The sequence below is a fragment of the Acinetobacter sp. Ag2 genome, from assembly GCF_001005515.1.
Taxonomy (GTDB): Bacteria; Pseudomonadota; Gammaproteobacteria; order Pseudomonadales; family Moraxellaceae; genus Acinetobacter; species Acinetobacter bereziniae.
The window spans coordinates 23,499-49,527 of the sequence record NZ_LBNA01000035.1 but is presented as its reverse complement, the minus strand read 5'-3'; the positions used below and the strand labels follow the sequence as shown (position 1 = coordinate 49,527).

General features: G+C 38.6%; 24 protein-coding genes. 16 read left to right on the top strand and 8 right to left on the bottom strand.

Going from position 1 to position 26,029, the window contains the following annotated elements:
• Nucleotides 1-214: 214 nt before the first annotated feature.
• Nucleotides 215-3,019: an ATP-binding protein gene (locus AAV97_RS04700; protein ID WP_004824992.1), complete on the bottom strand. Its 2,805-nt coding sequence runs from the start codon at nucleotides 3,017-3,019 to the stop codon at nucleotides 215-217.
• A 314-nt stretch (nucleotides 3,020-3,333) separates the two neighbouring features.
• Here AAV97_RS04700 and cysM point away from each other — a divergent pair, with 314 nt between their 5' ends.
• From cysM to AAV97_RS04680, 4 genes are read left to right on the top strand one after another with little or no spacing between them, the layout of a single operon-like run.
• On the top strand, nucleotides 3,334-4,254 hold the full coding sequence (gene cysM, locus AAV97_RS04695) for a cysteine synthase CysM (RefSeq protein ID WP_004824991.1): 921 nt from the start codon (nucleotides 3,334-3,336) through the stop codon (nucleotides 4,252-4,254).
• A 56-nt stretch (nucleotides 4,255-4,310) separates the two neighbouring features.
• The gene (locus AAV97_RS04690) at nucleotides 4,311-5,132 is read left to right on the top strand and encodes a 3'-5' exonuclease (RefSeq protein ID WP_005033866.1); all 822 of its coding nucleotides are present in this window, start codon (nucleotides 4,311-4,313) and stop codon (nucleotides 5,130-5,132) included.
• Nucleotides 5,133-5,140: 8 nt separating this feature from the next.
• Nucleotides 5,141-6,535 (top strand): 23S rRNA (uracil(1939)-C(5))-methyltransferase RlmD, encoded by a 1,395-nt coding sequence (gene rlmD, locus AAV97_RS04685; RefSeq protein ID WP_046759945.1) that lies wholly within the window; start codon nucleotides 5,141-5,143, stop codon nucleotides 6,533-6,535.
• Nucleotides 6,536-6,562: 27 nt separating this feature from the next.
• Nucleotides 6,563-8,869, top strand: coding sequence for a RelA/SpoT family protein (locus AAV97_RS04680; RefSeq protein ID WP_004824987.1), 2,307 nt, complete (start codon nucleotides 6,563-6,565; stop codon nucleotides 8,867-8,869).
• An 88-nt stretch (nucleotides 8,870-8,957) separates the two neighbouring features.
• Here the strand turns inward: AAV97_RS04680 and AAV97_RS04675 are convergent, their stop codons facing one another.
• Nucleotides 8,958-9,332 (bottom strand): hypothetical protein, encoded by a 375-nt coding sequence (locus AAV97_RS04675; protein ID WP_004824986.1) that lies wholly within the window; start codon nucleotides 9,330-9,332, stop codon nucleotides 8,958-8,960.
• Between the two features lie 199 nt (nucleotides 9,333-9,531).
• On the bottom strand, nucleotides 9,532-10,305 hold the full coding sequence (locus AAV97_RS04670) for an SDR family oxidoreductase (protein ID WP_042090336.1): 774 nt from the start codon (nucleotides 10,303-10,305) through the stop codon (nucleotides 9,532-9,534).
• A 106-nt stretch (nucleotides 10,306-10,411) separates the two neighbouring features.
• Here AAV97_RS04670 and mazG point away from each other — a divergent pair, with 106 nt between their 5' ends.
• From mazG to yjgA, 9 genes are all read left to right on the top strand, one after another.
• Nucleotides 10,412-11,176: a nucleoside triphosphate pyrophosphohydrolase gene (mazG, locus tag AAV97_RS04665; protein WP_046759944.1), complete on the top strand. Its 765-nt coding sequence runs from the start codon at nucleotides 10,412-10,414 to the stop codon at nucleotides 11,174-11,176.
• Between the two features lie 7 nt (nucleotides 11,177-11,183).
• Nucleotides 11,184-11,657, top strand: a complete 474-nt coding sequence (locus AAV97_RS04660; protein WP_046759943.1) for a ComEA family DNA-binding protein — start codon at nucleotides 11,184-11,186, stop codon at nucleotides 11,655-11,657.
• A 215-nt stretch (nucleotides 11,658-11,872) separates the two neighbouring features.
• Nucleotides 11,873-13,363, top strand: coding sequence for a polynucleotide adenylyltransferase PcnB (gene pcnB, locus AAV97_RS04655; protein WP_004824981.1), 1,491 nt, complete (start codon nucleotides 11,873-11,875; stop codon nucleotides 13,361-13,363).
• Complete coding sequence (gene folK / locus AAV97_RS04650) at nucleotides 13,360-13,845, top strand: 2-amino-4-hydroxy-6-hydroxymethyldihydropteridine diphosphokinase (protein ID WP_004824980.1); 486 nt, start codon at nucleotides 13,360-13,362, stop codon at nucleotides 13,843-13,845. Before pcnB ends, folK begins: the two co-directional genes overlap by 4 nt.
• Nucleotides 13,846-13,890: 45 nt before the next feature.
• Nucleotides 13,891-14,700, top strand: a complete 810-nt coding sequence (gene panB / locus AAV97_RS04645) for a 3-methyl-2-oxobutanoate hydroxymethyltransferase (RefSeq protein ID WP_004824979.1) — start codon at nucleotides 13,891-13,893, stop codon at nucleotides 14,698-14,700.
• A 3-nt stretch (nucleotides 14,701-14,703) separates the two neighbouring features.
• Nucleotides 14,704-15,549, top strand: coding sequence for a pantoate--beta-alanine ligase (gene panC / locus AAV97_RS04640; RefSeq protein WP_004824978.1), 846 nt, complete (start codon nucleotides 14,704-14,706; stop codon nucleotides 15,547-15,549).
• A 25-nt stretch (nucleotides 15,550-15,574) separates the two neighbouring features.
• On the top strand, nucleotides 15,575-16,426 hold the full coding sequence (gene rapZ, locus AAV97_RS04635; protein WP_004824977.1) for an RNase adapter RapZ: 852 nt from the start codon (nucleotides 15,575-15,577) through the stop codon (nucleotides 16,424-16,426).
• On the top strand, nucleotides 16,423-16,692 hold the full coding sequence (locus AAV97_RS04630; RefSeq protein ID WP_004824976.1) for an HPr family phosphocarrier protein: 270 nt from the start codon (nucleotides 16,423-16,425) through the stop codon (nucleotides 16,690-16,692). Before rapZ ends, AAV97_RS04630 begins: the two co-directional genes overlap by 4 nt.
• Before the next feature lie 2 nt (nucleotides 16,693-16,694).
• On the top strand, nucleotides 16,695-17,234 hold the full coding sequence (yjgA, locus tag AAV97_RS04625; protein ID WP_004824975.1) for a ribosome biogenesis factor YjgA: 540 nt from the start codon (nucleotides 16,695-16,697) through the stop codon (nucleotides 17,232-17,234).
• A 312-nt stretch (nucleotides 17,235-17,546) separates the two neighbouring features.
• Here yjgA and AAV97_RS04620 read toward each other — a convergent pair whose 3' ends face one another.
• Complete coding sequence (locus AAV97_RS04620; protein ID WP_046759942.1) at nucleotides 17,547-18,167, bottom strand: hypothetical protein; 621 nt, start codon at nucleotides 18,165-18,167, stop codon at nucleotides 17,547-17,549.
• A 138-nt stretch (nucleotides 18,168-18,305) separates the two neighbouring features.
• Here AAV97_RS04620 and baeS point away from each other — a divergent pair, with 138 nt between their 5' ends.
• Both baeS and AAV97_RS04610 read left to right on the top strand, forming a co-directional pair.
• Nucleotides 18,306-20,039, top strand: coding sequence for a sensor histidine kinase efflux regulator BaeS (gene baeS / locus AAV97_RS04615; protein WP_046759941.1), 1,734 nt, complete (start codon nucleotides 18,306-18,308; stop codon nucleotides 20,037-20,039).
• A 15-nt stretch (nucleotides 20,040-20,054) separates the two neighbouring features.
• Nucleotides 20,055-20,741, top strand: coding sequence for a response regulator (locus AAV97_RS04610; protein WP_004824972.1), 687 nt, complete (start codon nucleotides 20,055-20,057; stop codon nucleotides 20,739-20,741).
• Nucleotides 20,742-20,944: 203 nt separating this feature from the next.
• On the opposite strand, the gene AAV97_RS04605 is transcribed toward AAV97_RS04610, so the two are convergent.
• Both AAV97_RS04605 and AAV97_RS04600 read right to left on the bottom strand, forming a co-directional pair.
• The gene (locus AAV97_RS04605; protein ID WP_004824971.1) at nucleotides 20,945-21,325 is read right to left on the bottom strand and encodes an MmcQ/YjbR family DNA-binding protein; all 381 of its coding nucleotides are present in this window, start codon (nucleotides 21,323-21,325) and stop codon (nucleotides 20,945-20,947) included.
• Nucleotides 21,326-21,346: 21 nt separating this feature from the next.
• Nucleotides 21,347-21,946: a L,D-transpeptidase family protein gene (locus AAV97_RS04600; RefSeq protein WP_004824970.1), complete on the bottom strand. Its 600-nt coding sequence runs from the start codon at nucleotides 21,944-21,946 to the stop codon at nucleotides 21,347-21,349.
• 534 nt (nucleotides 21,947-22,480) lie between these two features.
• Between AAV97_RS04600 and AAV97_RS04595 the strand changes: the two genes are divergently transcribed.
• Nucleotides 22,481-24,103, top strand: a complete 1,623-nt coding sequence (locus AAV97_RS04595; RefSeq protein ID WP_035300177.1) for a carboxypeptidase-like regulatory domain-containing protein — start codon at nucleotides 22,481-22,483, stop codon at nucleotides 24,101-24,103.
• Between the two features lie 46 nt (nucleotides 24,104-24,149).
• Here the strand turns inward: AAV97_RS04595 and AAV97_RS04590 are convergent, their stop codons facing one another.
• On the bottom strand, nucleotides 24,150-25,607 hold the full coding sequence (locus tag AAV97_RS04590; protein ID WP_035300202.1) for a protein adenylyltransferase SelO: 1,458 nt from the start codon (nucleotides 25,605-25,607) through the stop codon (nucleotides 24,150-24,152).
• Between the two features lie 78 nt (nucleotides 25,608-25,685).
• The gene (locus AAV97_RS04585; RefSeq protein ID WP_009584367.1) at nucleotides 25,686-26,015 is read right to left on the bottom strand and encodes a DHCW motif cupin fold protein; all 330 of its coding nucleotides are present in this window, start codon (nucleotides 26,013-26,015) and stop codon (nucleotides 25,686-25,688) included.
• Between the last annotated feature and the right edge of the window lie 14 nt (nucleotides 26,016-26,029).

The following is a 26,029-nucleotide window of genomic DNA, read 5'->3' as shown; positions in this document are numbered from 1 at the left end:
TGACTCATTTTTCCTTGGTCATCAGCATAGCATGTGGATGGAAGAGTTACATGACAGTACAGTCACAGAAAGTTAAAGCGGAAGTCAATGCTGAATTCTAAGCTTGATTAAGCATCATTTAGTTGAACGATATATCTCCACATTTATTCGGTATTAGAAATTCGCTAGCAGACGATGATAGGTACTTGGTAATCATGGGCGATTGATATAGAAATTAATTCACTAAGATTTGTTGTGCGGCTGTTTCTACTTCATGAATCACCAATTGCAAATCATCCAAACGTTGCATCACATCCTGAATGAATGCCTCATCTGCCTTCCGACGTTCTTTGCGTAAGGTTGAGATAAATTGTTCAAAATCACCTGTAACTCTCTGCAATTTTGGTGTGCCAACATAACGGGTCGCACCATATAAACGGTGTAATACATGTTCAAGCTGAGGGAAGTCCTCAAGCTCGATCAGCTGTGAAATTTCATCCAGTTCAGTTGGGAAACTGTCGACCAGCATTTTTAAAAGATCTTGTGCAAGATCCTCTTTGTTGGCTGCGAGGGCAAGACTTTGTTTCCAATCGAGAATATCGGTGTCAAATGCCTCAATATAAATTGTATTTTCAACAGGTGTTTGATGTTGGATAAATTTATCCGATGTCCAATTGGTTAAGATTTGAATAATTTGTTCGATTTGAATCGGTTTAGTGACATAGTCATCCATGCCAACTTTAAGTAATTTCTGTTTTTCATCTGCCAATGCATGAGCAGTTAAGGCAATAATTGGCATGCGCATGCCATCTAAAGTTGATTCTAATGATCGGATCGCTCGTGTGGTATCAATGCCTGACATGACAGGCATTTGAATGTCCATAAAGATTAAATCGAATGGTTTTGAACCTTGTTCAACAGCTTGTTGAATAATGGTGAGCGCTTCTTGACCACTTTGTGCCTTGGTGGTTTTTACATTCAATTCACCAAGTAGTGCTTCGAGTACAATTAAGTTCGGTAAATGATCATCAACTGCCAAGATATGTAAATCTTGACCTTTAAAGTCTTTATGTTGTTCTTGCTCAAAGATCGGTTTATTGCTGAGTAATTGAATCACTGAGCTACGACTAAGGGGTTGATACAATGGACGCGCCATATATTCGTTTAACATATTAGGATCAAGTGACATCTGATAACCATAAACAGCCAGATGCCCTTGATAGCGACCACGAATTTCTTTTAATAAGGCTTCTGTATCGCCACTGTGATCAACGATTAACCATGTATTTTCAATATTTTTTTCCAAGCTATTTAGACGGCTGAACAAATCTAAAATTGATTGTGCCTCAGTGTGCTGAACTTGATAATTTTCTAAATAGTGTCGTAAAACATTGGCTGTGGCTGGGTGTGCCAAGAAGGACACCACATTTAAATCTCTAAATGATGGATGGATAATCTCTTCATTTTCATTGGTCGTCAACATCGCGGTAAACCAGAATGTCGAGCCTTTTTCTGTAGGCGCACGCTCTTGATTATCTTCAAAACCAATCTGACCATGCATCAAGTGAACCAATTGTTTAGAAATTGCCAACCCTAAACCTGTACCACCAAATTGACGAGTAACAGATGCATCACCTTGCGAGAATGATTCAAATAGTTTTTTACGATCTGTACCACTCAGACCAATACCACTGTCTTGTACGCTGAAATGTAGTAAGCATTGCCCAATATCATCATGTTCCATACGCGCACGAACAATAATTTCACCATCAGGGGTAAATTTAATCGCATTGGAAATTAAATTGGTCAGGACTTGTTTAAAGCGTAAGGCATCACCAATCACATGTTTTGGCACGTTATCGGCAAAATAGAATGCCATTTCAATATGTTTTTGCGCGGCTAATGGCGACAACATATCCATCACATCGAAAATCGCTTCTTCAAGATCGAATGGTGCTGTTTCTAACTCTAATTTACCCGCATCAATTTTAGAAAAATCGAGTACATCATTAATCAATGCCAATAAATGCGCAGAAGATTTTCGAATGGTTTGTAAATACAAACTTTGATCATTGCTCAGATTATCCTGACGTAGCATCAGATGAATGAAACCGTCAATACTGTTCAATGGTGTTCTTAATTCATGGCTGATGTTTGCAAGAAATACGGATTTTGCCTGATTTGAAGAAATTGCCTGATCACGTGCTTGTTTATACGTGATGTTTTGAACTTCTAAGGTGTCTAAAGTACGTCTTAAATCATCTTCTGTTTGTTCAGTATGTTCTTTAAGTTCTAAAAAGCTGAAATGCAGTCGTTTAACCACATTGGCAATGTCACGTTGTAACAAACGTAACTCACCTGTACTGTTAATCACCATGTGTTGATCAAGAGTATCGGCATTTAAACGTTGTAATTGCATCCGAATTTCGTACATCGGGGCGATCCAGCGACGTGAATAAAAATTCAAACACAATAAAAGCAAAAGCAATGTCAGTAGCGCAGTCGTAATCAAAACAATCATGACGCGATAATGTGAGATTTCTAAAGGTTGATTATCTAATTCAATCACTAACCACATATTTTGCGCATTATTGATTGGATTGAGTTTGATTCCATAAATATTGTTGTACTTATTATGAATAGGTCCAAAAAATGTTCCTGTTTTAGGTATTTTGGGCCATTCACGCTGATTTTGATAACCGACACTTAAATGATTGACATTGTTTCCATCTAAGATCGCCGCACTGAGCAAATGTTTTTCATTAAATATTTTTTGTAAAATATTTTCAGCTTTGGTGTGCTGTAGTGGGCTTTTCTCCATCACTGCGGTGAGTTGTTCCGCGGTGTATTGATAACGGCTCAATATTGCAATGGCTTGAAAGCGTTGTTTAGACTTTGCAGCTGCAGATGTTTCGGAAAGTACAAGCGCTGTTCCAACACATGCCAAAATCATGATCGGCACGAAAATTAACGCGATGAGTTGACCATAAGCGTGATTGAGTTTTAAACGTTTAAAGAGCTTTTTATTGAAATTCGACATGGTTCCAGCAACTCATTGACCATGCGCAAGATATTAACATGCTTTAATGATCCTGCATGACAATATGATTAAAAATCTTGCAAATTACGTTCCAGCTATGCTGTTTTAGAGATAACCTTATCACTTCTAATTCTAAGTCTTGATGTTTTTTTTATATCTATCTAATTTTATTGGATAAACAATTTTTTTCTTGGTTTTAACTGAATTGTTTAGAATGGGTTTTGTTTGATCATTCTCGTAAAAATCAAATGGAAAGATGTGCAGTGACATTTATTTTTTCATACAATATGCCCACCTCAATATAGGTGCAGTCCATGAGTAACACACAACCTGATTTCTTAGCCGACGAATTTTTGTTAGATCACTATGTTGGGAAAACACCATTAGTACGTCTACAGCGTTTGGCAAGTCATACTCAAGCAACAGTATTGGCTAAACTGGAAGGGAATAACCCTGCAGGTTCGGTAAAAGATCGCCCAGCATATAACATGATTATGAAAGCTGAACAACGTGGTCAAATCAAACCAGGCGATACGTTGATCGAAGCGACAAGCGGAAATACAGGGATTGCGTTGGCAATGGTGGCTGCCATGCGTGGTTATAAAATGAAGTTAATCATGCCTGGGAATTCAAGTCAGGAACGTAAGGACGCGATGCGTGCTTATGGTGCAGAATTGATTGAAGCACCGAATATGGAAGCTGCACGAGATATGGCTCTACAAATGCAAACTGAAGGTTTGGGTTTGGTTCTCAATCAATTTGGTAATCCTGATAATGTCGAAGCGCATTATCTGACCACCGGTCCCGAAATTTGGCAACAAACAGGCGGCAAAATTACCCATTTCGTGAGTTCTATGGGAACTACAGGCACGATTATGGGTATTTCAAAATATTTAAAAGAACAAAATCCAGAGATTCAAATTATTGGTTTGCAGCCTTCTGAAGGTTCAAATATTGCAGGGATTCGTCGTTGGCCTCAAGAATATTTACCGACGATTTTTGATCCAAAGCGTGTTGATCAAATTATGGATATTCCGCAAATTGAAGCGGAAAAAACGGCTCGCCGTTTAGCACGTCAGGAAGGTATTAGCGCAGGAACATCTTCTGGTGGGGCAGTGTGGGCTTCAGTAAAAATTGCAGAAGAAAATCCAGATGCGGTGATTGTATGTATCGTGTGTGATCGTGGTGATCGTTATTTATCTACAGGTTTATTCTCTGTTGAAGATGATGAATAATGGTTTTAAGTCGATCCATGATTTCATGATCACTAGAGAGTAATTGAGTAAGTTATATGCGTCTTCCTGTTTTAGTTTTTGATATTGAAACCCTAACAGATCTCAAATCTGGGGCGCATTTGTATGGATTGGACTTAGCTGAAGATGATTTAGAGCAAGCACTTGCCAAGTTACGCCGTCAAGAATCTGGTATGGATTTTCAACGTTTGGCTTTGCATGAAATTGTCTGCATTTCAGGTTTATGGATTGATGAAAATGGGGCGATGAAGCTCTTTTCATTTAGCCGAGAACATTATACCGAAGCCGAAATTTTACAAAAATTTTTATCTATTTTTGATAAGCGTCATCCGACTTTGGTGAGTTGGAATGGCTCACAGTTTGATTTACCTGTGATTTTATTCCGTTCGATGTATCACGGATTATCTGCACCAAGTTTGTTCGATCAAGGTGAGATTGACACGCAAAAAAGGTATAATAACTACCAGAACCGATACCACAACCGTCATGTTGATTTAATGGATGTGATGGCGATGTTTAATGGGCGTCATTTTCAGAAATTGGATGATGTTGCGCATTTGCTAGGTTATCCCGGCAAACGTGGTATCTCAGGTTATTTTGTCCCTGAATATGTGAAGACCCAGCAATGGCTAAAATTGACCAGTTATTGCGAGGGTGATGTTTTAAATACCTGGTTGATTTATTTGCGTTGGTCCTTGTTAAAAGGACAGATCACTTTGCAAGATCACCGTTTGTGGGTTCAAGCTTCGATTCATTATTTACAAGGACAACCTCAGCAACATGAGTTTTTAAATGTTTGGCGTGAAATGTCACAACTTACTGAATTTACTCAGGCAGATTTTTCCTCAACACCCAATTAGGTATTCCTTTGAAGCATAGAGCCAAACCTCGACCATCTCAACTTCCTCAATATGTTTTTAAAGTTGAACGATTGTCACATGAGGGGCGAGGGATTGCACATTACGGGGCAGAGTTTTCCCACCCAACGGAAAAACAAGGTAAAAAAGTTTTTATTCGCTACGCATTGCCTGGTGAAACCGTTAAAGCTCAAATCACACGTCAGGTTTCAAAACTTGAAGAAGCTGACAGTATTGAATTACTGAGTGAGCCAAACCCTTATCGTATTGAACCCATTTGTCCGCATTTCGGGACTTGTGGTGGATGTAATATGCAACACATTCATCCTGATGAGCAAATTCGCTTAAAACAGGATGTGTTAAAATCCCATCTCAGTCATTTTGCAGGTTTAGAACCAGCGCAATGGTTGTCACCACTACGCTCTACACGTGTCGATTATCGTCATAAAGCACGGATTGGTGTACGGTTTTTGCCCAAACAAAATAAATTATTGATGGGCTTTCGGGAAGCTCAAAGCAACCATCTCACTGAAATCCAGACCTGTAAAATCTTAGACCTTCAACTGGATCAAGCCTTACCTGAAATTAAGGCATTACTCGAAAGTCTAAAAGGCAAAAGCAGTATTGGTCATATAGAATTAGCCAAAGGGGATTGTGAAATTTCTTTACTGGTTCGCCATACTGAAAAATTAAAACAGCATGATGTCAACCTATTGCAACAATATGCGTTACAGAAGCAATGGCAGTTGTATTTGCAACCAGCAGGGGGTGAAAGTGTCCATCGGGTCGATGATGTTGATGCAGCGATGTATTTACATTACCGCTTAAATGATTTTGATGTTGATTTTGCATTTAATCCTACCGATTTTACCCAAGTCAATCCGACAGTAAATCCGCAAATGGTCAAACTGGCATGTGATTTGCTTGAGTTAAAGCAAGGTGAAAAAGTTTTAGATCTTTTTTGTGGATTAGGTAATTTTTCTCTTCCGCTTGCAAAATGTGTGGGTGACACAGGCAAAGTTGTTGCGGTGGAGGGAAGTGAGGCGATGGTGACGCGTGGTACAGAAAACGCACTGAACAATCGTATCAGCAATGTTAAATTCTATTCACAAGATTTAACAAAAGACTTTTCGCATTATTCTTGGGCAAATCAAGGATTTGATGCATTATTGATTGACCCACCTCGTGCGGGAGCTGAGCAGGTTATGCATTATCTCCCTAAATTTGGTGCGAAAAGAATCGTTTATGTATCGTGTAATCCAGCGACTTTAGCGAGGGATGCAGGGATTTTGGTGCAACACGGTTATCAGCTAAAAAAGGCAGGTGTAATGGACATGTTTACACATACTGGACATGTTGAATCCATCGCTTTATTTGAAAAGAAACTAGAGATAAACGATTTATAATGAAATATAGAGTTAGAGGAGTAGGGTATGGTCACAGTACGTGAGCAACTTCCTGATCAGCTCAATGAGCTATCAGAGGAAGCGACTGTAGAGCATGCCGATGAAGCGCAACAAGCTCTAGCAACTTGGCTAGATCGGGTGCGTGGAATTTTAGACGGTGCTGAACTAAAACAGTTAGAAGAAGTTGCACAATTAGTATTACAAAAAGAATTGGCGACCACAGTAAATTCACGAACCAATACCTTTGCTACAGGTATTGGGATGGCAGATATTCTTGCACACTTGCATGTAGACGAAGACACACTGGCAGCAGCAGTACTCTATCGTAGTGTGCGTGAAGATCTCACCACTTTAGAGGAAATTCAGCAGCAGTGTGGGGAGCAGGTTTATAATCTTGTCAAAGGCACTTTGGCAATGGGTAAACTGTCTGAACTGATTGAAAAAAATAAACGTTTAGAAGACCATTTTAATAACAATCAACGTGAGCATTTGACAGGCATTTATAAGATGCTGATTTCTGTCACAGAAGATGTGCGTGTGGTGTTGATTAAATTGGCTGAACGTACTTTTGCACTTCGTGAATTGGCACATTCTTCTAAAGAACGCCAAGAGCGTGTTGCACGAGAGATTTTAACCATCTACTCTCCATTGGCGCATCGTCTGGGGATTGCTCAGTTAAAGTGGGAGTTGGAAGATCTCGCTTTCCGTTATCTGGCACCTGAACGCTATAAAGAAATTGCCTCATTACTGAATGAAAAGCGTTTAGAACGAGAGCAATATATTCAATTCGTGGTGGAAAAACTTAAAAGTGAACTGGCTGACCATGATATTGAAGCTGAAATATCAGGGCGGGTGAAACATATTTACTCAATCTATCGGAAGATGAAGAGTAAAAATCTAAGCTTTGATCAGCTCTATGATATTCGTGCTTTACGGGTGTTGGTCAAATCGGTTGCTGAGTGTTATCACGCCTTGGGCATCGTTCATCAAATTTGGCGTCATATCCCACATCAATTTGATGACTATATTACCAATCCGAAAGCCAATGGTTATCGCTCATTGCATACGGCGGTAATTGCTGAAAACAAATCTTTGGAAATTCAAATTCGTACCAAAGAAATGCATGAAGAAGCGGAACTTGGAGTATGTTCACATTTCAATTATAAAGAAGGTTCTAAAACGACAGATTATTCATTTAATCATCGTCTACATTCTTTACGTGCGGTATTGGAACATTATCAGGAACGGACTGAAACCAGTGCACATCCTAATGAAGATGAAACTGAAGATTTTGAACAAATCCAAGATTTTGAGGGTTTTGAAAAGATCTATGTCTTCAGCCGTGATGGAGACATTAAAGAGTTACCCCGTGGCTCTACAGTGCTTGATTTTGCCTATCATGTGCATACAGAAGTCGGTAACAAGTGCTATGCAGCACGGGTAAATCAACGTTATGTACCATTGACTTATACCTTGAAAACGGGCGAACAGGTTGAGATTTTAACCAAAAAAGACCGTGAGCCAAACCGTGATTGGTTGGTCAATTCATTGGGCTATATCAAGACTGCTCGTGCACGAGATAAACTTCGTCATTGGTTTAGACAACAAGATCGTAGTAAGAACTTGGAAGTTGGACGTGAGCTATTAAATAAAGAGCTTTCACGTTTAGCGATTCATCCAAAAAGTATTGATCTGAGTGATTACTGCAATCACTTCAATGTGAAATCTGGTGATGATATTTTGGTTTCACTGGTCAGTGGTGATATCAGTCTTCATGCGTTGATTAATCAAGTCAACCGCCATATGCATTTGGATCAGGATGAACCAGAACTTGTACTGAAACCTACATTAAATCCACGCGCAAGCCATACGTTGTCTGCACATGGTATTTTAATTGATGGTTTGGATAATGTTGAATTGCACATTGCGCAATGTTGCCAACCTGTTCATGGTGAGTCGATTGCAGGTTATATCACCTTAAATCGTGGTGTAAGTATCCATAAAGTTGCTTGTCCTGATTATATGCGGATGATTAAGTTAGAACCTGATCGTGCAGTCGAAGCGGATTGGGAAATGCAACCAACGCGTGGGCAAAGTGTTCAAATCGTTGTGGAAGCCTATGATCGTCGTGGATTGCTCAAAGATTTGACTCAAGTGATTTTCTCTGACCAAATCAATATTCGCCAAGTCAATACGATTTCAGAAGCAGATGGTATTGCGAATATGAAATTATTGATTGAGGTCAAAGGCTTGGCGCAATTGTCTCGCTTGCTCGCTCGTTTGGAGCAACAACCAGGTATTATCAGTGCACGCCGTTTGGTTCAAGGGAACTAAACAGGATTGCATTGATTAGACTCATTCATTGAAGCCATAAAAAAACTCGCTAAAATGCGAGTTTTTTTATTTAAAATACCTCATATACTTAAAGATTACATTTTTTTGATTTTTGGTAAATCGAGATATTTTCAACATTGGCTTGGGCATCTGCAAAAAGTTGTGCATCTTTTTGTCCAGCTTCTGATTGATTTGCCACCTTATTGGCAAAACCTCCCGCTTTTGTTGCAACTTCAGAATCCCCACCAAAAGAACTTAAAGCACTACTTGCAAGACTCGCCCATTTACTAATCGTTTTCGTTGCTGCATTACTATTTGAAGAGGTTAATACACGATTTGCATTGGCTTTTTCGACAGCAAGCGCATCACAATCCATGTTTTTAAGCTCAGACGTGCTGATTAGAGCAGCCATTGTGAAAGAAGGTACAATAAGTATAATCATTGTTAGCAATATTTTTTTCATTGTTTATTCCATATATACATTGGAAATAAAACTATAAATCAAATTCATCAAAAAAATGATTACAAAGCTGTCATGAACCTTAAAACACAAAACTTTTAATGTGAATATGTTATTATTTTTTAAAAGATTATTTTATTCCTTTTGGTGGAGGTACTCTTGTTTTAGGGCTATGAAATTGTTATTCAGTAAAATAAATAATTCACTTTTTACTTAATAATAAATTGGCAAATCGATTCACAATTTGAGGGCTAATCGCAGAAAGTGTAAACATGACCTTGGTCTTTAATCCCACTGGGCGATGTGTTGCTGTGAAAAGTGTACCTTTGGCTTTCACTTGAGCAAATACCTGTTCTGCAACATCTTGCGGAGAAAGACTAACACCAATATTTTGAATCGCACCAGAATCCATATCCTTGACCATCGCCGTCTGAACAAAGAGTGGCATGACATCAAGTACACGAATGCCATATTTTTGCCATTCGATATCTAAACCTTCTGTAATGCCACGTACCGCAAATTTACTGGCAGAGTAAGAAACTAAATCAGCCTGACCATAGATGGCTGATGCTGAAGAAAGGTTGATGACACGAGCAAATTTAGCTTCTTTAAGGTAGGGAAATGCAGCATGGCAACCATTGAGTACGCCATTCACATTGATATCAATCGTTCTCTGATGTGCTTGAATATCTGTTTTTTCAAAATCACCTGAATAAAGAATGCCCGCATTATTGACTAAAATATTTAAGCCTTGAGCCCACTCAGAAAATTCAGCTAATGCTTTTTGCCATTGTGCATAATCACGAACATCCAATTTTCCAGCTTTGGCATTATGACCCAATTGATCTGCTAATGCCTGAGCCTGTACTTCATTGATATCATAAATACCAACTTGGTAACCTTGTTGGTAGAATAGACGTGCGATTGCAGCCCCAATGCCTTGTGCTGCTCCACTAATGAATATACTTTGGCTCATTACAACATCCTTCAATTTTATTTTTTAATTGCAAAGAGTTGAACATAAAATATTCGCAACAACAAGCGTTGTACCGTCATTTGTTATTGATCTTAAAGGACATAAAATGGAACAGTTATTAGCCATCATGAAACAGTTACGTACAGAGTGTCCTTGGGATCGTGAACAAACCCCAGAAAGCCTAACTCAATTTGCGATTGAAGAAGCTTATGAAGTCGAAGAGGCTGTGCGTTCTGGAAATATTGATGAGATTAAAAATGAATTGGGGGATTTATTACTCCAAGTCGTTTTTCAGTCACAAATGTACAGTGAACAAGGTGCATTTGATTTTAACGACGTGGTTGATGCAATTTGTCAGAAATTAATTAGACGTCATCCACATGTATTCCAAAAGCAAAAATTTGAAAATTTAACCCCAGAACAAGTATCGTCATTATGGCAAGAAATAAAAAAACAGGAAAAGCAGGGTAAAGTTCAATCCCGATTAGATACGGTAAAACATGGACCAGCGTTGACTCAGGCAGAAAATATTCAAAAAAATGTGGCAAAAGTGGGGTTCGATTTCCCCGATGTTGCGCAAGCTTATGACAAGGTCAGAGAGGAGTTGGCTGAGTTTGAAGAAGCCATGCAAGCGGGAGAGTCTGAAAAAATTATCGAAGAATTTGGTGATTGTTTATTTTCTTTAATCAATGTTGGGCGTAAACTGAATATCTCGAGCGAAATGGCACTTTTAACCACCATTTTTAAATTTAAATCACGCTTTGCTTATATTGAAGAACAAATCAATTCTAAAAACAAAAAAATAGAAGAAGTGACTTTGACTGAAATGGATCAATTATGGGATGAAGCAAAGCAAAAATTACAACATTAGGAACATCATGAGTCGTTTTAAATATGTGATAAATTGTATAGTTAAATTAAATAAATCTGTGTTTTTGAGTGGGTTATACCTAGTTTTATTGGGTATGACCGTGATGTCACATGCACAGAAATTTGATCAGGCTTATTTAAAATGGAAAGCTGAGCAACAAGCACAAGATGCTCAGCTAAAAAAAGTAGATGACAATTACTATCTTTCACGCCCCAATATCCAGCCTTCCCAAACTCATTTGGGAAGAAAAGGACAGGCTTCTTCAGCACAGGTTCCATCCGCTTCCAGTCCAAAAATAAATTTGAACAGTGCCAATGTCTTGCAATTACAGCAGTTAAGTGGGGTTGGTGCAAAGAAAGCACAAGCCATTATTGATTATCGAAATCAGTACGGAAAGTTTAAAAATGTGGAAGAGCTAAAGAATGTCAAAGGGATTGGTCCTTCACTTTATGAGAAAAACAAAAACCAACTTGGAATATAATCAATCATCTTATATTGTTTTTATAATCAAAGCTAAACGTCATTGATCTGAAATAAAGTATTGTTAAAAAACATGCAAGCTTAAAATTGAGATTAATCATTTAAGGATCACAATTTCAATGCAAGATTGCGAGAATCAAATTGCCCTTTAGCTGTGTAAGCGATATGATTAGCACAATTATGATTTTTACGTCCTGACGTAGGAGACAGTGTCTTTTGCAAACTTTGCGTGCGTCAAAGTGTGGATTATCCACCGCTCAATTACCTTCTTCCATTTTAGATGTTATTGATTCTTTAACCAAAGCTGGCTATGAGGCTTATATAGTCGGTGGAGGTGTGCGTGATTTAATGCTCGGCTTAAATCCGAAAGACTTCGATGCTGTGACCAATGCAACGCCATCGCAAGTCAAAGAAGTTTTCGGTCGACGTTGTCGAATTATCGGTCGACGTTTTGAATTGGCACATGTCTATTCTGGTCGTGAATTGATTGAAGTCGCAACATTTCGTGCCCCACCCAAGAAAGCGATCACTTCGGCTCAAGGCATGATTCTGCGTGATAATAACTGGGGAACCATCGAGCAAGATTTTGCACGTCGCGATTTTTCTATCAATGCGATGTATTATCAGCCACGTAAGGGTGAAGTGCTTGATTTTTGTAATGCCATTGATGATATAAAAACCAAAACTTTAAGATTATTGGGTGATCCGACTCTACGTTTTGAAGAAGATCCTGTACGTATGTTGCGTACATTGCGTTTTGCGGCAAAATTAAATTTCAGTATCGATCCTAAAATTTTAAAAATTTTTACCCAAGAGATGACTCAGCTCTTGCGTGATGTTTCTCCACACCGTTTATACGATGAATCACAAAAACTATTTACGATGGGACATTTACATCGTGTCATGCCAATGTTGATCGAGTTTGGTATTTGGAAACAATTATTTGCTGATATTAGCCCTGAAATTACTCAATTTATGGAGCGTGCAGCAAAAAATACTGACCAGCGAATTCAAATTGGCAAAACCATCAATCCTGCTTTTTTCTATGCCGTGTTACTTTGGAACAATTTTTTAGCACGTTGTGATTTTTATCAGGCTAAAGGTGTAGTTGCGGCAGAAGCCCGTGCACAAGCAGGTTTGGATGTTTTAAAACGACAAGCGACGCGGACCATTATCCCTCGATTTGCGGAGACGTTTATCCGTGAGGTTTGGGAAATGCAGACACGTCTGTTAAATCCAAAACCGCAACAAATTGAAGCGCTGTCAGGGCATGCGCGTTTCCGTGCTGGATTTGACTTTTTACTGTTAAGAGAAAAGTCTGGTGATTCGACGACCAACGGTATGGGGGCTTGGTGGGAAGCTTACCAAACCATGTCTAGCGATGAAAAAGAGCGTGCAATCAGTAGTTATAATCGCCAACGAGCTAAAAGCCGTAAAAAGTTAGCTGAATCTCCTGTTGTTGAAGAAGTGAAAACTGTTTCAACCGAGATTGAACCGCTAGTCAAAGAACAAGAGTCACGTAGTCGCCGTTCTCGTCAAAAAGCCAATGCTAGCCATACACCATCTGCAGCATCACATGATTTTAAAAGCAGAAATGACAGCAGAGCAGCAGTCAACAAAGGTGAAATTACAGCGGATCACCCGATCACCAAGCGTAGACGTGTACAACGTGATTTGAGCAAAGTGATCTTTGGACCAACGCAATGATGAATAAAACCTATATTGGTTTAGGCAGTAATTTGGGTGATTCAGAACAGATTTTGCGTGAAGCTGTTGAGCAGTTAAAACAATTGGGTGAGGTGAAGGTTTCCAAGCTTTACCACAGCCCACCCATGGGTCCACAAGATCAACCGCATTACCACAATGCAGTTGCCCAATTGTTAACCCATTTAGCGCCATTAGATTTATTAAATGAGTTGCAACGGATTGAAAATGAATCAGGTCGAGTGCGTTTACGCCATTGGGGTGAGCGGACTTTGGATTTAGATCTTTTGCTTTATGCTGAAAAAAACATTATAAATGAGCGACTCACAGTACCACATGTTGGTATTTTGCAGCGTGATTTTGTGGTGATTCCTTTATTAGACTTGGATACTGAGTTAAAGGTAAACGGACAATCATTACAAAACCTAGAACTTGTGCAACATTCAACATTGACTGTTTTGGCTGATCAAAGTTGGGCAGGCTGAACTGTTGGATGTGCTAAAGAACTCTCATTGATAGAGGATATCGTCATGATCAGTCTAAGTGATTTAAGACAATTTAAAACTCAGGGTCGTAAATTTTCATGCTTGACTTGCTACGATGCAAGTATGGCAAAAGGTATGGAAGTTGCCGAAATTGATACTATTTTAATTGGCGATTCTTTAGGGATGACCATTCAAGGGCATGATTCAACCTTGCCTGTTACGGTCGTGGATATGGCATATCATACTGCCGCTGTACGTCGTGCGAATCAGCATGCCTTTATTTTATGTGACCTCCCATTTATGAGTTATGCAACGCTCAATGACGCTTTAGTGAATGCTAAAACTGTCATGCAAGCAGGCGCGCAAATGGTTAAAATTGAGGGTGGTGCTTGGCTTTCAGAAACTGTACAAGTGCTGACACGAAATGGTATTCCGGTATGTGTACACTTAGGTTTAACACCTCAATCGGTACATGTTTTCGGTGGTTATAAACTTCAGGCAAAAACACGTGAAGCTGCAGATCAATTGATTGCAGACTGTAAAGCTGTGGTTGAAGCTGGTGCGGCAATATTACTGCTCGAATGTGTTCCAGCACAAATGGGTAAAGAAATTGCTGAATTATTCCCACATGTCCCTGTAATTGGTATTGGTGCTGGTGCTGATACAGATGGTCAGGTATTGGTTGTGCAAGATATGTTGGGTTTGACTTTTGGAAAAGTGGCACGTTTTGTACGCAACTTTATGACAGAGCAAACAGGTGAAACAGCAATTGTAGATGCATTCAAAGCATATCATCTTGCTGTGCAAGACAAATCTTTCCCTTCGAAAGAACATACTTTCCAAGTAGAGCTGTAAAAGATGAAAACAGAAACGACCATTCAAGGATTATCAGCATCACTGAATCCTGCTCGATCAGCGCGTAAAATCATTGGTTTTGTACCAACGATGGGGAATTTACATGAAGGTCATTTAAATCTGGTTCGTGAAGCACGTAAGTTGTGTGATGTGGTGGTAGTTAGTATTTTTGTCAATCCGATCCAATTCGGACCAAATGAAGACTTTGATAACTATCCTCGCACATTAGAGCATGACAGCCATTTATTGGCTGAAGTGGGATGTGATATTGTTTTTGCGCCATCTGTTGAGCAAATGTATGGTAAATATCCACGATTGACCAATATTAGTGTTGGTGAAATTACAGATGATTTATGTGGTTTACAACGTCCAGGTCATTTTGATGGCGTTGCTGTTGTGGTCACCAAGCTATTCAATATTGTACAACCCAATTTTGCATTCTTTGGGCAAAAAGATTATCAACAATTGGCTGTGATTAAACAGTTGGTTCGTGATTTGAATATGCCGATTGAAGTGATTGGTGTACCGATTGCTCGTGCTGAAGATGGTTTAGCTTTAAGTTCTCGTAATGGATATTTATCTGAGCAGGAACGCCAAACAGCTCCTGTTATCTTTAATTCTTTAACAACTGCTGCAGATGATCTACATGCGGGTAAAACACTTGTAAACGTGCTTCAACAGATTCGTCAAAGTCTGACTGATGCAGGATTAGTGGTGGATTATGTTGAAGCACGTAGCCCAACCTTACAAAAAGTTGAACAGTTCGACCAAGATGTTGTATTGTTTGTTGCAGCGAAATTAGGCAAAACCCGTCTGATTGACAATTTACAAGTGAAATATTCTGCATAAACTTTGCTTTTAGGATCGCTATGCCATGAAGCGTATACTTATCGTGACAGGACAATCTGGTTCAGGTAAATCCTCTGCTTTGCAGGTACTGGAAGATTTGGGTTATTACTGTATTGATAATTTGCCTCTGGCATTGCTTCCTGAAATTGTTGAAAAACTTGACCGAGAAAATAATTTAGAATTATTAGCGCTAGGTGTAGATGTTCGTAGTGCAAAAGAAGATTTACAAGGTTTTGATGATGTTTTTCAACAAATACAAAAACATGGCAGTGTAGATGTTATTTATTTAACGACCCGTGATCAGGAGTTAATTTCACGTTTTAGTGCATCTCGACGTCCTCATCCGCTTTCAAATCGTTTTCAAAGTTTAAATGAATGTATCCAAGAAGAAAAAAATCTATTGTTGCCGATTCAACTGCGGGCAACAGCACATATTGATACCACTGACAAAAGTGTACATGATTTAAAAGATACCTTATTGTCCAAACTGGGACAGTCCGATAAACTAATTTTAATTTTGCAATCTTTTGGATATAAACATGGTATTCCATTAGATGCAGATTTTGTTTTTGATGTAAGGCATTTGCCTAATCCACATTGGGATTTAGAGTTGCGTAAATATTCGGGTTTGGATGAACCTGTGCGTAAATTTTTAGAAGCCAGCGAGCAAGCAAATGAGATGTATCAAGACATCTATCAGTTTTTAAATAAGTGGTTGCCTGCTTTTGCGGAAGGTCATCGTCACTATATTACAGTGTCAATTGGCTGTACGGGCGGTCAACATCGTTCGGTTTATATTGTGGATCGGTTGAAAAAGGCTCTTGAGTCGAAATGGACCATTCAAGTATTACATAGAGAAATGAAGCACTGGTCATGATTGACACAACTGTTGACGTAATTAATAAATTAGGGTTACATGCGCGTGCATCTGGAAAACTCATCGAAGTCACTACCAAATTTAAATGTTCTATTCAAATTGGGAAAGGTGACAAGTTGGTTGATGCCAAGAATATCCTTTCTTTACTTATGCTGGGAGCTGGTAAAGGAACAACCTTGCGTTTAGTGATTGACGGTGTAGATGAAGAAAAAGCTTTGTCTGAAGTTCAAGCACTTTTTGCAGATAAATTTTACGAGGCAGAATAATCGTGGCACGTCGTCCGCAACGTTTTACTGAAGATGATTTTGAGTCTTTAGAAGGGCGTGCAAGTAAAACCGAACAGAAAAAAGCTGTACAGCGTATGGCTGCTTTAGGTGAGCAACTCGCTGAGTTGTCAAAAAAACAAATTCAATCTTTACCTGTTGAAGAGCGCTTAATTGAGGCTTTATTAGATGTGCAGTTGATTACATCTTTTGAAGCGCGCCGTCGTCAATTTCAACGCATTGGAAAGCTTTTGCGTAATGAAGATGAAGCTGTAATTTTATCGTATTTAACGCCAAAACAAGGCGTTAAAAAGCTCGCACAGCTTGATCGTTGGGTTGAACGTATGATTGAACAACGTGACCCTGCAATTAAAGAGTTTTGTAAGTCTTATAATGCGGCAGAAGGGCATTCCTTACGTCAGCATGTATTACGTATTCACCGTGATATTACGCGTCAGGCTTCTGCTGAAGAATTAGCAGCTTCAAAACTGAAGTTGTTAAATTACGCTCAACAAGTGGCATTGATTTCAGACAATTCAAAGTAATTGAATCGCTAAAATAGAATAAACGATCCGAAAGGATCGTTTTTTATGAGAGATGAAATATGACTGATGCTTCGAGAAAAATTCAGTAGGGGGGGATAGAGCCAATCTGATGAAAAGCTTATACCGTAAAAATAATTTCTCTTGATCAATAAAATTTATGTGATGAATATATTGTTGAATGATTGAAATCAAATCACTTGTATGAAAAACCAGGCGTTTTGTCTATAAAATAAAACCTGAATCTCAGTGCTGAGATTCAGGTTTTATGATCGGGATAATCAACAAGTTACGCCGTCTTATCCCACATATCTTTTATACTTTAGGTGGCATGGTCGGCATTGCACGGTCTGCTTTAAAATCGGGTTGAAATTTCACAACACATTGACCAGCTAAAGTTTTATCACCGATTTTCACTTGAATGGCTTTTCCATCAGTTTGACCAGCACAAGACTTTTGGATTGCATCCCATTGTGCTTTACGCTCTGCGCGTTTTTGCGCAAATTCCTGCTGAATTTGAGCACGCTGTTCTTCTGTCATATCTTTCATACGTGGTCCATCGTGACGCATCATACGTCCACGATCCTCTCCATCACGACGGAAATCATGCTTCATTTCTTTCATCGCTTTACGATCAGCTTTGAATACAATATTACATGTTCCATCAATACTTTGTTCACCAGCTTTGACCTGAACAGTTTGACCAATCGCTTTACCGTCACAGGCTTTTTGCATTTGCTTGCGCATCTCTTTATGTTGCGCACGCATTTTTTTCATTTCTTCACGTTGCTCAGGTGACATTTTATGATGTCCGCCATGCATCATTGGACGACCTTCTGGATCGTCTTTGGGACCTGGATTAGATTGACAGGCAGTTAAAGCCCCCATACTTAGAATACTTGCTGACAATAATGTGATTTTTGTGATCATTTTCATTGTTACTACTCCAATGAATGTTCTGTATATTTGTGGATACAGTAAAGATTAAATAATAATGATGTAGAAACAATGGAGAGTATTTTAAGCAAGTGTTGGGTACAATGTTGAAATGAGAAGAAAAACGAGAGATCAGTTTTGAAAATACGCCGAGTCCCCATCGCTTTACGTTTATTTCTCACGGTGTTGTTGACGACATTAGTCATCACGACAGTGAGTTTGAGTGTATTGCATTGGACCATGCAGAAAAACTTTGCCAGATATGTTGCTGATGTCGAAATGCAAAAACTTGATCATTTGATTGAGAATTTGGCAGATGTTTATGGTGTATATCAAGACTGGGGCAATGCAGTTCAGGCGCAAATTTTACAAATCGAAGGTGATGCTGCACCTGATGATTATGACAAGTTATCGCGGTGGTGGTTACGTCGTCAGTACGATATTGCTTTGCAGCAACGTTATTTTAAAGAACATACGATGATGGCAACTTTGGGGCAGACCGAAGGTGCTACGCCAAAATCCCAATTAGACAAAGAAGAAATAAAAATTCTTGAAGAAAACTTGCCTTCAGCCTACCAACCTTTTGAAGGTTTGAAATTTCCGCTCAGTTCAAATCAAAACTTATTTAAACCTTCTGATCGCAAAGCTAAGCCCCCGATGGACAAAGGACATATCGCGGGAGTTCACGAAAACCCTCCTGCTGAAGGAAAAGAATCGTCTATGCGTGATCCAATGCGTATGGTTAGTCCAAAAAATGGCAAGAAGATGTTTGTATCCATGCCAGACCGTTTAGGATTGAGTTCACGTCTTTCTTTATATGATGCCAAACATCAGTTTGTATTGGGTGAGCCTTCAGATGATCAAGTCTCTTATCGCCCAATTATCGTCAATGAACAAGTGGTGGGTTACTTAGGGCTTAAACCTGTTTTGGATGAAGATGATGCTTCGAGCATCAATTTCTTTAGTAGCCAAAAACGCTATTTGGTACTGATCTATATTTTTACATTTTTGTCGAGTTTGGTTGCAGCATTACTTTTAGCGACCTATTTTAAAACGCCAATTCAACGCTTACTTAATGGTACACGTGAACTCACCAAAGGTAATTTCCAGCATCAAGTTGCAATTAAACGAAATGATGAGCTTGGTGATTTATCTACAGAATTAAATCAATTGGCAGTGATTCTAGATCAGCATGAAACCTCTCGTCGACAATGGGTTGCAGATACTTCACATGAATTAAAAACACCATTGGCTGTATTACAAGCACAAATTGAAGCCATGCAGGATGGTATTCGTAAACCTACACCTGAACATTTTGCTGCGATGTTGCGTCAGGTGACGAGTTTGAAAAAACTCACTCAAGATTTGGCTGATTTAGCACAGGCAGAAGCACAGCAATTAAAATGTTATTTTGCAGAAGTTGATCCGTGGTCTGTGGTTTTGCAAGAGATTGATAATTTTAAACCAAAGTTTGAACAAGCCAATCTCAATGTCTCAGCAACAGGTGAGGGGGCGAAATTACAATTAGATATAGATCGCTTTAAGCAAATTATGGTCAACTTACTGGGAAATAGTATTCGTTATACTGAAGCGGGTGGTGAAGTTCAGGTACATACTGAACAAGACGCTGAATCTTGGAGTGTGATTGTGGATGACAGCCCGCTTGGCTTGAGTGATGAACAGATTGCACGTTTAGGAGAGCGATTCTATCGTGTTGATGATTCACGTACGCGTAGTACAGGTGGCACAGGATTAGGCTTGGCTTTATCTGGTAAAATTGCGCAAGCACTGGGTGGACAATTAAATTTTGATCATTCACCTTTAGGCGGTTTGCGTTGCAAATTGACATTTTCAAAACATACGAAAGTTTAAAAGGAATAGCACAACATGAAACATATCATGCTGGTAGAAGATGAAGTTGAACTTGCGCAATTGGTGCGGGATTATCTAGAAGCGGCAGGCTTTGAAGTCAGTATGTTTCATGATGGTCAAGAAGCCTATGAAAGCTTTCAACAACGTAAGCCAAGCCTCATGGTTTTGGACTTGATGGTTCCTCGTATGGATGGTCTCACGATCTGTCGTAAAGTGCGTGAACAAACCGATCTGCCGATCATTATGGTCACAGCGCGTACTGAAGAAATTGACCGTGTGTTGGGCTTAAATATGGGTGCTGATGACTACGTTTGTAAACCATTTAGTCCTAAGGAATTGGTTGCACGTGTACAAGCTGTGTTACGTCGTTTAGAACGTAAAGCTGAACCTGAAGCCAATGATTTATTCCGGATTGATAAAGCACAACAACGCATCTGGTATCAACAAAAATCGTTGAATTTAACACCAACTGAGTTTCGTCTTTTAGAGCTTTTCCTCGAACATTTGGGACAAGTCTATTCTAGAGCGCAACTTTTAGACCATATTAACCCAGATAGTTTTGATGTTGCTGACCGTGTTATTGATAGTCATATCAAGAACTTACGTCGTAAAATATCTGAAGCAGCGGAAACAGGAAATCGTCATGAATGGGTACAAGCTGTTTATGGCGTAGGCTATCGTTTTGAATATCCAGAAGATTAAGTTTTCGACATTTTAAGTTCATCGTTGTGGATAAACACAGGTTTATCCACAGATATTGTGGGTAAATGTTTATAAATGTAAAAAGTTATGTTTGAAAAATAAACATATAACTTTATATTTATTGATACATTCTAATTTTGACTGAATCGTGAATAGATAGAGGTTAGCTCTGTTGATCTAATGTGCGATCCAAAGCCTGCTAATTATTTGATGTGTTGATAAACCGCCAATACCTGCTTTTGGGCTTTGGTCAGGCTCTTGCTCACAAGCTCATAAGAGCCTTCAACCAAGTCTTGAATCAGATCAGCACTGATCTGTTCGCCTTCATAGACTGAAATCCAATGACGTTTATTCATATGGTAGCCCACCTGAATCGAGGGGTAGAGATCTCTCAACATTTCGCTATGATCAGGTTCAACTTTTAAATTAATCAGTTTTTTGCCATGCAGTTCAGAGCCTAACATAAACATTTTTCCCATCACTTTAAAAACAGGAACATCCTCACCAAATGGATAGTCAAGTTCGGATTTAGGCAAATGTGACGCAATCTTAAATGCTAAAGTTCGGATTTCTTCACCAGTCATTATGTTCTCTTTTTAATTCAATTATGGGTAAATGCGAATCATGGTTCCATCATCCACCAGTTTCCAGATTTCATCCATATCAACATTTCTAACGGCAATACAGCCCCATGTCCAGTCATTTCGAGGTAAATAGTTCATTAAACTCGGCATTTTCTCGATTTGTGAAGTGGTTGCAGAACCGTGAATCATAATATCACCACCCGCGGAAACACCCAACTGTTTGGCTTGTGCGAGATCTTGCTGGTTTGGATAAGACACATGCAGAGATTTATAAAAGGCACTATTCGGATTGCGCCAATCTAAAATATATTGTCCCTCAGGTGTTTTTCCATCACCTTCTTGTACTTTATGACCTTGTGGGGTAAAGCCTAAGCGCATTGGATAGCTTTGAATTTTTTGATCATGGTGCATCAATTGGACAATGCGAGCAGACTTATAAACTTTAACCTCTGTAATCGGAGTGTTTTGACGAATAAGGGTGATGTCTTGCTGTGATAAATTTTTGACATGTATGGCAGCATTTGCTGTTGGAATAAATTGATTATATTTTTGATAGAACCATCCACCAGCGATCATCACAATGAAAATAGCAAAAATTGAAAAGAGATATTTTTTATTCATTTTAAATTAAGAATGTTGTAAAGCAATGTATTGTCTAAATTTTACCCAAATTAAACTGGGAAGCTGTAGTTGAATTGTGATTGTGGATTTATCCTGTGGATAAACACATGGTTATCCACAGAAATTGTGGGTAACTCTAATTACACTTAGGAATCTTTAAAAACAGATCATACATCTACATTTGTACTATATAGAGCCATTCAATTTCTTCAAAGCATGAACGTTTTTGGCAAATACAATTAATCTTATTGACTTTGACATTGTTTAATTTCTGAAATCTGGGTTTCGAGCAAAAATATATTGAGATTATTTTATAAAGTCAATTTTATTAATCACTTAAAGAATTTATATAAATAATGAAATGTGGTGTTTATCACAGAAAAAACGTTAATTACAAGTTTATCATGTCTTAAATGCAAAGTTTTTTTAGCACACCAATATCATTATTTCTAGGCGTTATCAAACTATGTTAAAGAGTAGATTTAATTAAATATGTAATAACAACAAGGATTAATAGTATCCAAGGCTAATGATATGAGAAATAATCTAATCGCAGTGCTCGTTGGATCAACGATGCTACTCACAGCTTGTGGAAATGATTCCACTGATTCTAAAACGGACAATGGTAAGCCGACGAACCCTGCTCTACAGCAAATGAATGTGAATAGTATTCAGATTTTAGATTCGAATAACCAGCCCTTTGCTAATCTTGCAGTAAAAATCGCTTCTGCAAAAAGTTTAGGGATAAATTATTCTGAGAGTAATGATATATTTGCATCAAATGAAAAATTACCAGATGCGCAAAGTTTTACTACAACGGTTCTCACCACAGATCAGCAAGGATTTATTAAAGTCAACAATTTAAGTCCTGATCAATATTTTGTTTTGGTCAATGAAGCAGAGTCACCCGTGATGACAAGCTTCGTCTTAAAAGCAAAAAATACAAATGAAAATGTTGTACTCAAGATACCTTTCGCATGTTCGAAAAAAGAACAAGCGGAAATAAAATGTGCAAAGGTTGATGCAGTTGTTGGTTCGTTATCAGGGTATGTTACCTATAATGGGAAACCGATTAAAAATGCACAAGTTTCTTTGTCTGGTACTAGTGGAACCAATGGTGCATTTATCACAGATTTAACCAATGATAAAGGTCAATTTAATCTAAGTTTTAATGTATCCAAAGATTTTGAATCGACATTGAAAAATGCAAGCTTACAGATTAGTGCTGATGGTTATGAAACACTATATAAAGTAATATCAGTCAACAGTTCAGCATCTTTTGGTAACCATTTGAATTTAAAACCAATAACAAAGCCATTAAATGATATCGTTTGGAAAGAAACTTTTGAGCAAGATTCACCCACAGTAAATATGTGGACTAAAGAAAGTAGTTTACAGCAACCGATGTGGAATTTAATCAAAACAGGTCATAGTATTCAAAATAAATTAGTGGATATATCTGTACTTTTAGCACCCAATGACAGTAGTCAAGGCGCTGTACCGAATCCGCCACAAGGTATTCAAGCATATTGGTTTGGTGATATTCAACAAGGCAATTTTATTGGTAAACAAAAACAGACAGATAAATTATTAGATGGCGGTACCTCTGTAAGTCTGAATGATGCTCAGTTGACATCACCATCCATTGATTTAAGCAAAGTATCTAAACCAATCAGTTTAAACTTTAAAACATGGTGGGAAATTGAATCAGTCAATCCAAATAATAAAGGATTTGATCTGATGGATATTCAAGTGTCCACGGATGGTGGAAAAAACTATAAAACGATTGCGCGTTTAAATCCATTATCTGACCCTGTTGTGGACCTAGAGACGAAAATACCACGACCATTTACTAATTTTGGTTTTAACAATGCGCCAGCGGTATCACAACAAGAACCTATATCTTTAGATGAATTTGCTGGTCAAGCAAATGTAAAATTAAGATTCCAGTTCAGCACAGAAGATGGTTTATACAATGGTTTTAGAGGTTGGATGATTGACGACATCCAAATCAAAAAAACGCAAGGAACTTTCCCGCTCTTTAAAGGAAAAGACGAATCTGATGAAGGAGAGACGAGTGAATTACCATCACCAATGATGAAAAAGATGAAAATGTCTTATCAATCACCTCGTTGGTTAGATGTTCCACAGCGTTAATTTAGCATAATTTAAAAAGCTCCCTAAATTTCTAGGGAGCTTTTATCTAAGACGAGCAACTCACCATAACTTCAGGTAAATCACTTGCTAAGGGAGCCAAATCTGCAGCGGTTTCTAAATCAGTTTGACGTGTAAAAGGTTGGCTGAGTAACTTAAATAAACGATCAACTTCAGAAAAATCATCACGCTCAGCTAGTTCAATGGCTTTTTGAGCCATATGATTTCTTAAGATATAAACTGGATTGGCAAGTTTCATATTAGCATCCAATGCATCTAAATCTTGATGTTCACGAATACTTTCATATTGAGTCAAAAATAATTCAAATTGACGGCGATCTAGGCAATCATCTTGAATGGCTTCATACTGCTTATTTTGTAAACGTATAAAGCTATCGGTATAGTCAAGCTGTTCGCTTTGTAAAATTTTTAAAAAGCTCATACCGCAGTCAAAGCTGTCTTTGTGAAAGTTTGGAAGTCCAAGTTTTTGACATAGCCCATCTGTATAGTGCTTAAGAAAGGTAGGTTCAAAATCTTCTAAGCATTCGACCAAATCCTGTTTAAATTTTTCTTTTGTTTCAGGTTGAGCAAGTGGAATTAAATGATTTAACCAATTCCATAAGTTCCAATGTGCGATACTAGGTTGGTTTTGATAAGTGTAACGTCCATTGTAATCACTGTGGTTATTGATCCAGTTTGGACGGAATCGTTCCATAAAACCATAAGGACCAAAATCGAGAGTTGAACCTGTAATATTTAAATTATCAGTATTCATCACCCCATGCGCAAAGCCAACTAGTTGCCACTTGGCAATCATGATGGCTGTATTTTGAATCACTTTGCGTGCAAAAGCCAAGATATGATTTTCAGTGCCAGCTTGCTGAAGCTCCAAACACTCAGGATAATGCCATTCGATACATTTTTGGGTGAATTCTGGCAATAGGTCAGGTTGGTATTGGTTGATCCATTCAAAATGCCCTAAACGAATGTGACAATCTGATGTACGTAACATCATTGCACCAAGTTCAAGCTTCTCTCGCTGAACACCTTGAGTTGATGAGGTAAAACCTACCGCATTACTTGATGGGACACCAAGCGAATTTAAGGCATGACCTGCCAAATACTCACGAATGACTGAGCGAAGTACAGCTCGTCCATCGCCCATGCGAGAGTAGGGCGTAGAGCCTGCGCCTTTTAAATGCAGATCAATGGTTTGATGATGACGATTGAGAATTTGTGCAATCAACAAACCTCGCCCATCCCCCAATTGTCCAGCCCATTGACCAAACTGATGTCCTGCATAGACCATCGCTAAAGGATGGAATTCTGGGAATGTTTTTTGTCCACTGCAAATCTCCACCCACTGTGCTTTTTCTTCCTCCGACCATTGTAATTCATCAGCGAGTGCAAGATTAAAATGTCCTGCTTTTGCACCTTTGAGCGGGTTGGGCATTTGCTCATGGTATAGTTTTGAATTCAACGTGGGATAACGAGGATTGAAGTACATAGAAGTTGATCGCACTGGATAAATCATGACTTGATCAATATAGCAAAATTTTAATGCTGTGGGAGAATGTTGACTAATTTAGTCGAGAATAAATAACTTTGCGCCTGATGTGGTTGAAGAACGATGTGCTTCCGCTTGATCTGCAACTTGATAACTCATACCAGCGGTTAAAGTAAATGTACGTCCATCTTCAAGTTCTGTATATAACTCACCCTCTAAACAAAAAAGGATATGACCTTTCAAGCACCAGTGATCTGCTAAATATCCTGCTGAGTACTCGACCATTCGAACACGAATTTGATCAAATTGTTGAGTTCGCCAAAGTGCAAAACCTTGTTCACCTTGGTGACGGGTGGTCGGAATCTCTGTCCAGTTGGTGATGCCAAAAGGGATATTATTGATCTGCATGTCAGTTGCTCGGT

Coding starts and splice junctions, on each gene's coding strand:
- AAV97_RS04660 (WP_046759943.1), top strand. CDS start 11,184: ATGAGTCGTTTTAAATATGTGATAAATTGTATAGTTAAATTAAATAAA.
- folK (WP_004824980.1), top strand. CDS start 13,360: ATGATGAATAAAACCTATATTGGTTTAGGCAGTAATTTGGGTGATTCA.
- panC (WP_004824978.1), top strand. CDS start 14,704: ATGAAAACAGAAACGACCATTCAAGGATTATCAGCATCACTGAATCCT.
- AAV97_RS04700 (WP_004824992.1), bottom strand. CDS start 3,019: ATGTCGAATTTCAATAAAAAGCTCTTTAAACGTTTAAAACTCAATCAC.
- AAV97_RS04590 (WP_035300202.1), bottom strand. CDS start 25,607: ATGTACTTCAATCCTCGTTATCCCACGTTGAATTCAAAACTATACCAT.
- AAV97_RS04670 (WP_042090336.1), bottom strand. CDS start 10,305: ATGAGCCAAAGTATATTCATTAGTGGAGCAGCACAAGGCATTGGGGCT.
- AAV97_RS04595 (WP_035300177.1), top strand. CDS start 22,481: ATGAGAAATAATCTAATCGCAGTGCTCGTTGGATCAACGATGCTACTC.
- cysM (WP_004824991.1), top strand. CDS start 3,334: ATGAGTAACACACAACCTGATTTCTTAGCCGACGAATTTTTGTTAGAT.
- AAV97_RS04610 (WP_004824972.1), top strand. CDS start 20,055: ATGAAACATATCATGCTGGTAGAAGATGAAGTTGAACTTGCGCAATTG.
- AAV97_RS04675 (WP_004824986.1), bottom strand. CDS start 9,332: ATGAAAAAAATATTGCTAACAATGATTATACTTATTGTACCTTCTTTC.
- AAV97_RS04585 (WP_009584367.1), bottom strand. CDS start 26,015: ATGCAGATCAATAATATCCCTTTTGGCATCACCAACTGGACAGAGATT.
- AAV97_RS04630 (WP_004824976.1), top strand. CDS start 16,423: ATGATTGACACAACTGTTGACGTAATTAATAAATTAGGGTTACATGCG.
- AAV97_RS04605 (WP_004824971.1), bottom strand. CDS start 21,325: ATGACTGGTGAAGAAATCCGAACTTTAGCATTTAAGATTGCGTCACAT.
- AAV97_RS04620 (WP_046759942.1), bottom strand. CDS start 18,167: ATGAAAATGATCACAAAAATCACATTATTGTCAGCAAGTATTCTAAGT.
- AAV97_RS04600 (WP_004824970.1), bottom strand. CDS start 21,946: ATGAATAAAAAATATCTCTTTTCAATTTTTGCTATTTTCATTGTGATG.
- rapZ (WP_004824977.1), top strand. CDS start 15,575: ATGAAGCGTATACTTATCGTGACAGGACAATCTGGTTCAGGTAAATCC.
- AAV97_RS04690 (WP_005033866.1), top strand. CDS start 4,311: ATGCGTCTTCCTGTTTTAGTTTTTGATATTGAAACCCTAACAGATCTC.
- AAV97_RS04680 (WP_004824987.1), top strand. CDS start 6,563: ATGGTCACAGTACGTGAGCAACTTCCTGATCAGCTCAATGAGCTATCA.
- mazG (WP_046759944.1), top strand. CDS start 10,412: ATGGAACAGTTATTAGCCATCATGAAACAGTTACGTACAGAGTGTCCT.
- panB (WP_004824979.1), top strand. CDS start 13,891: ATGATCAGTCTAAGTGATTTAAGACAATTTAAAACTCAGGGTCGTAAA.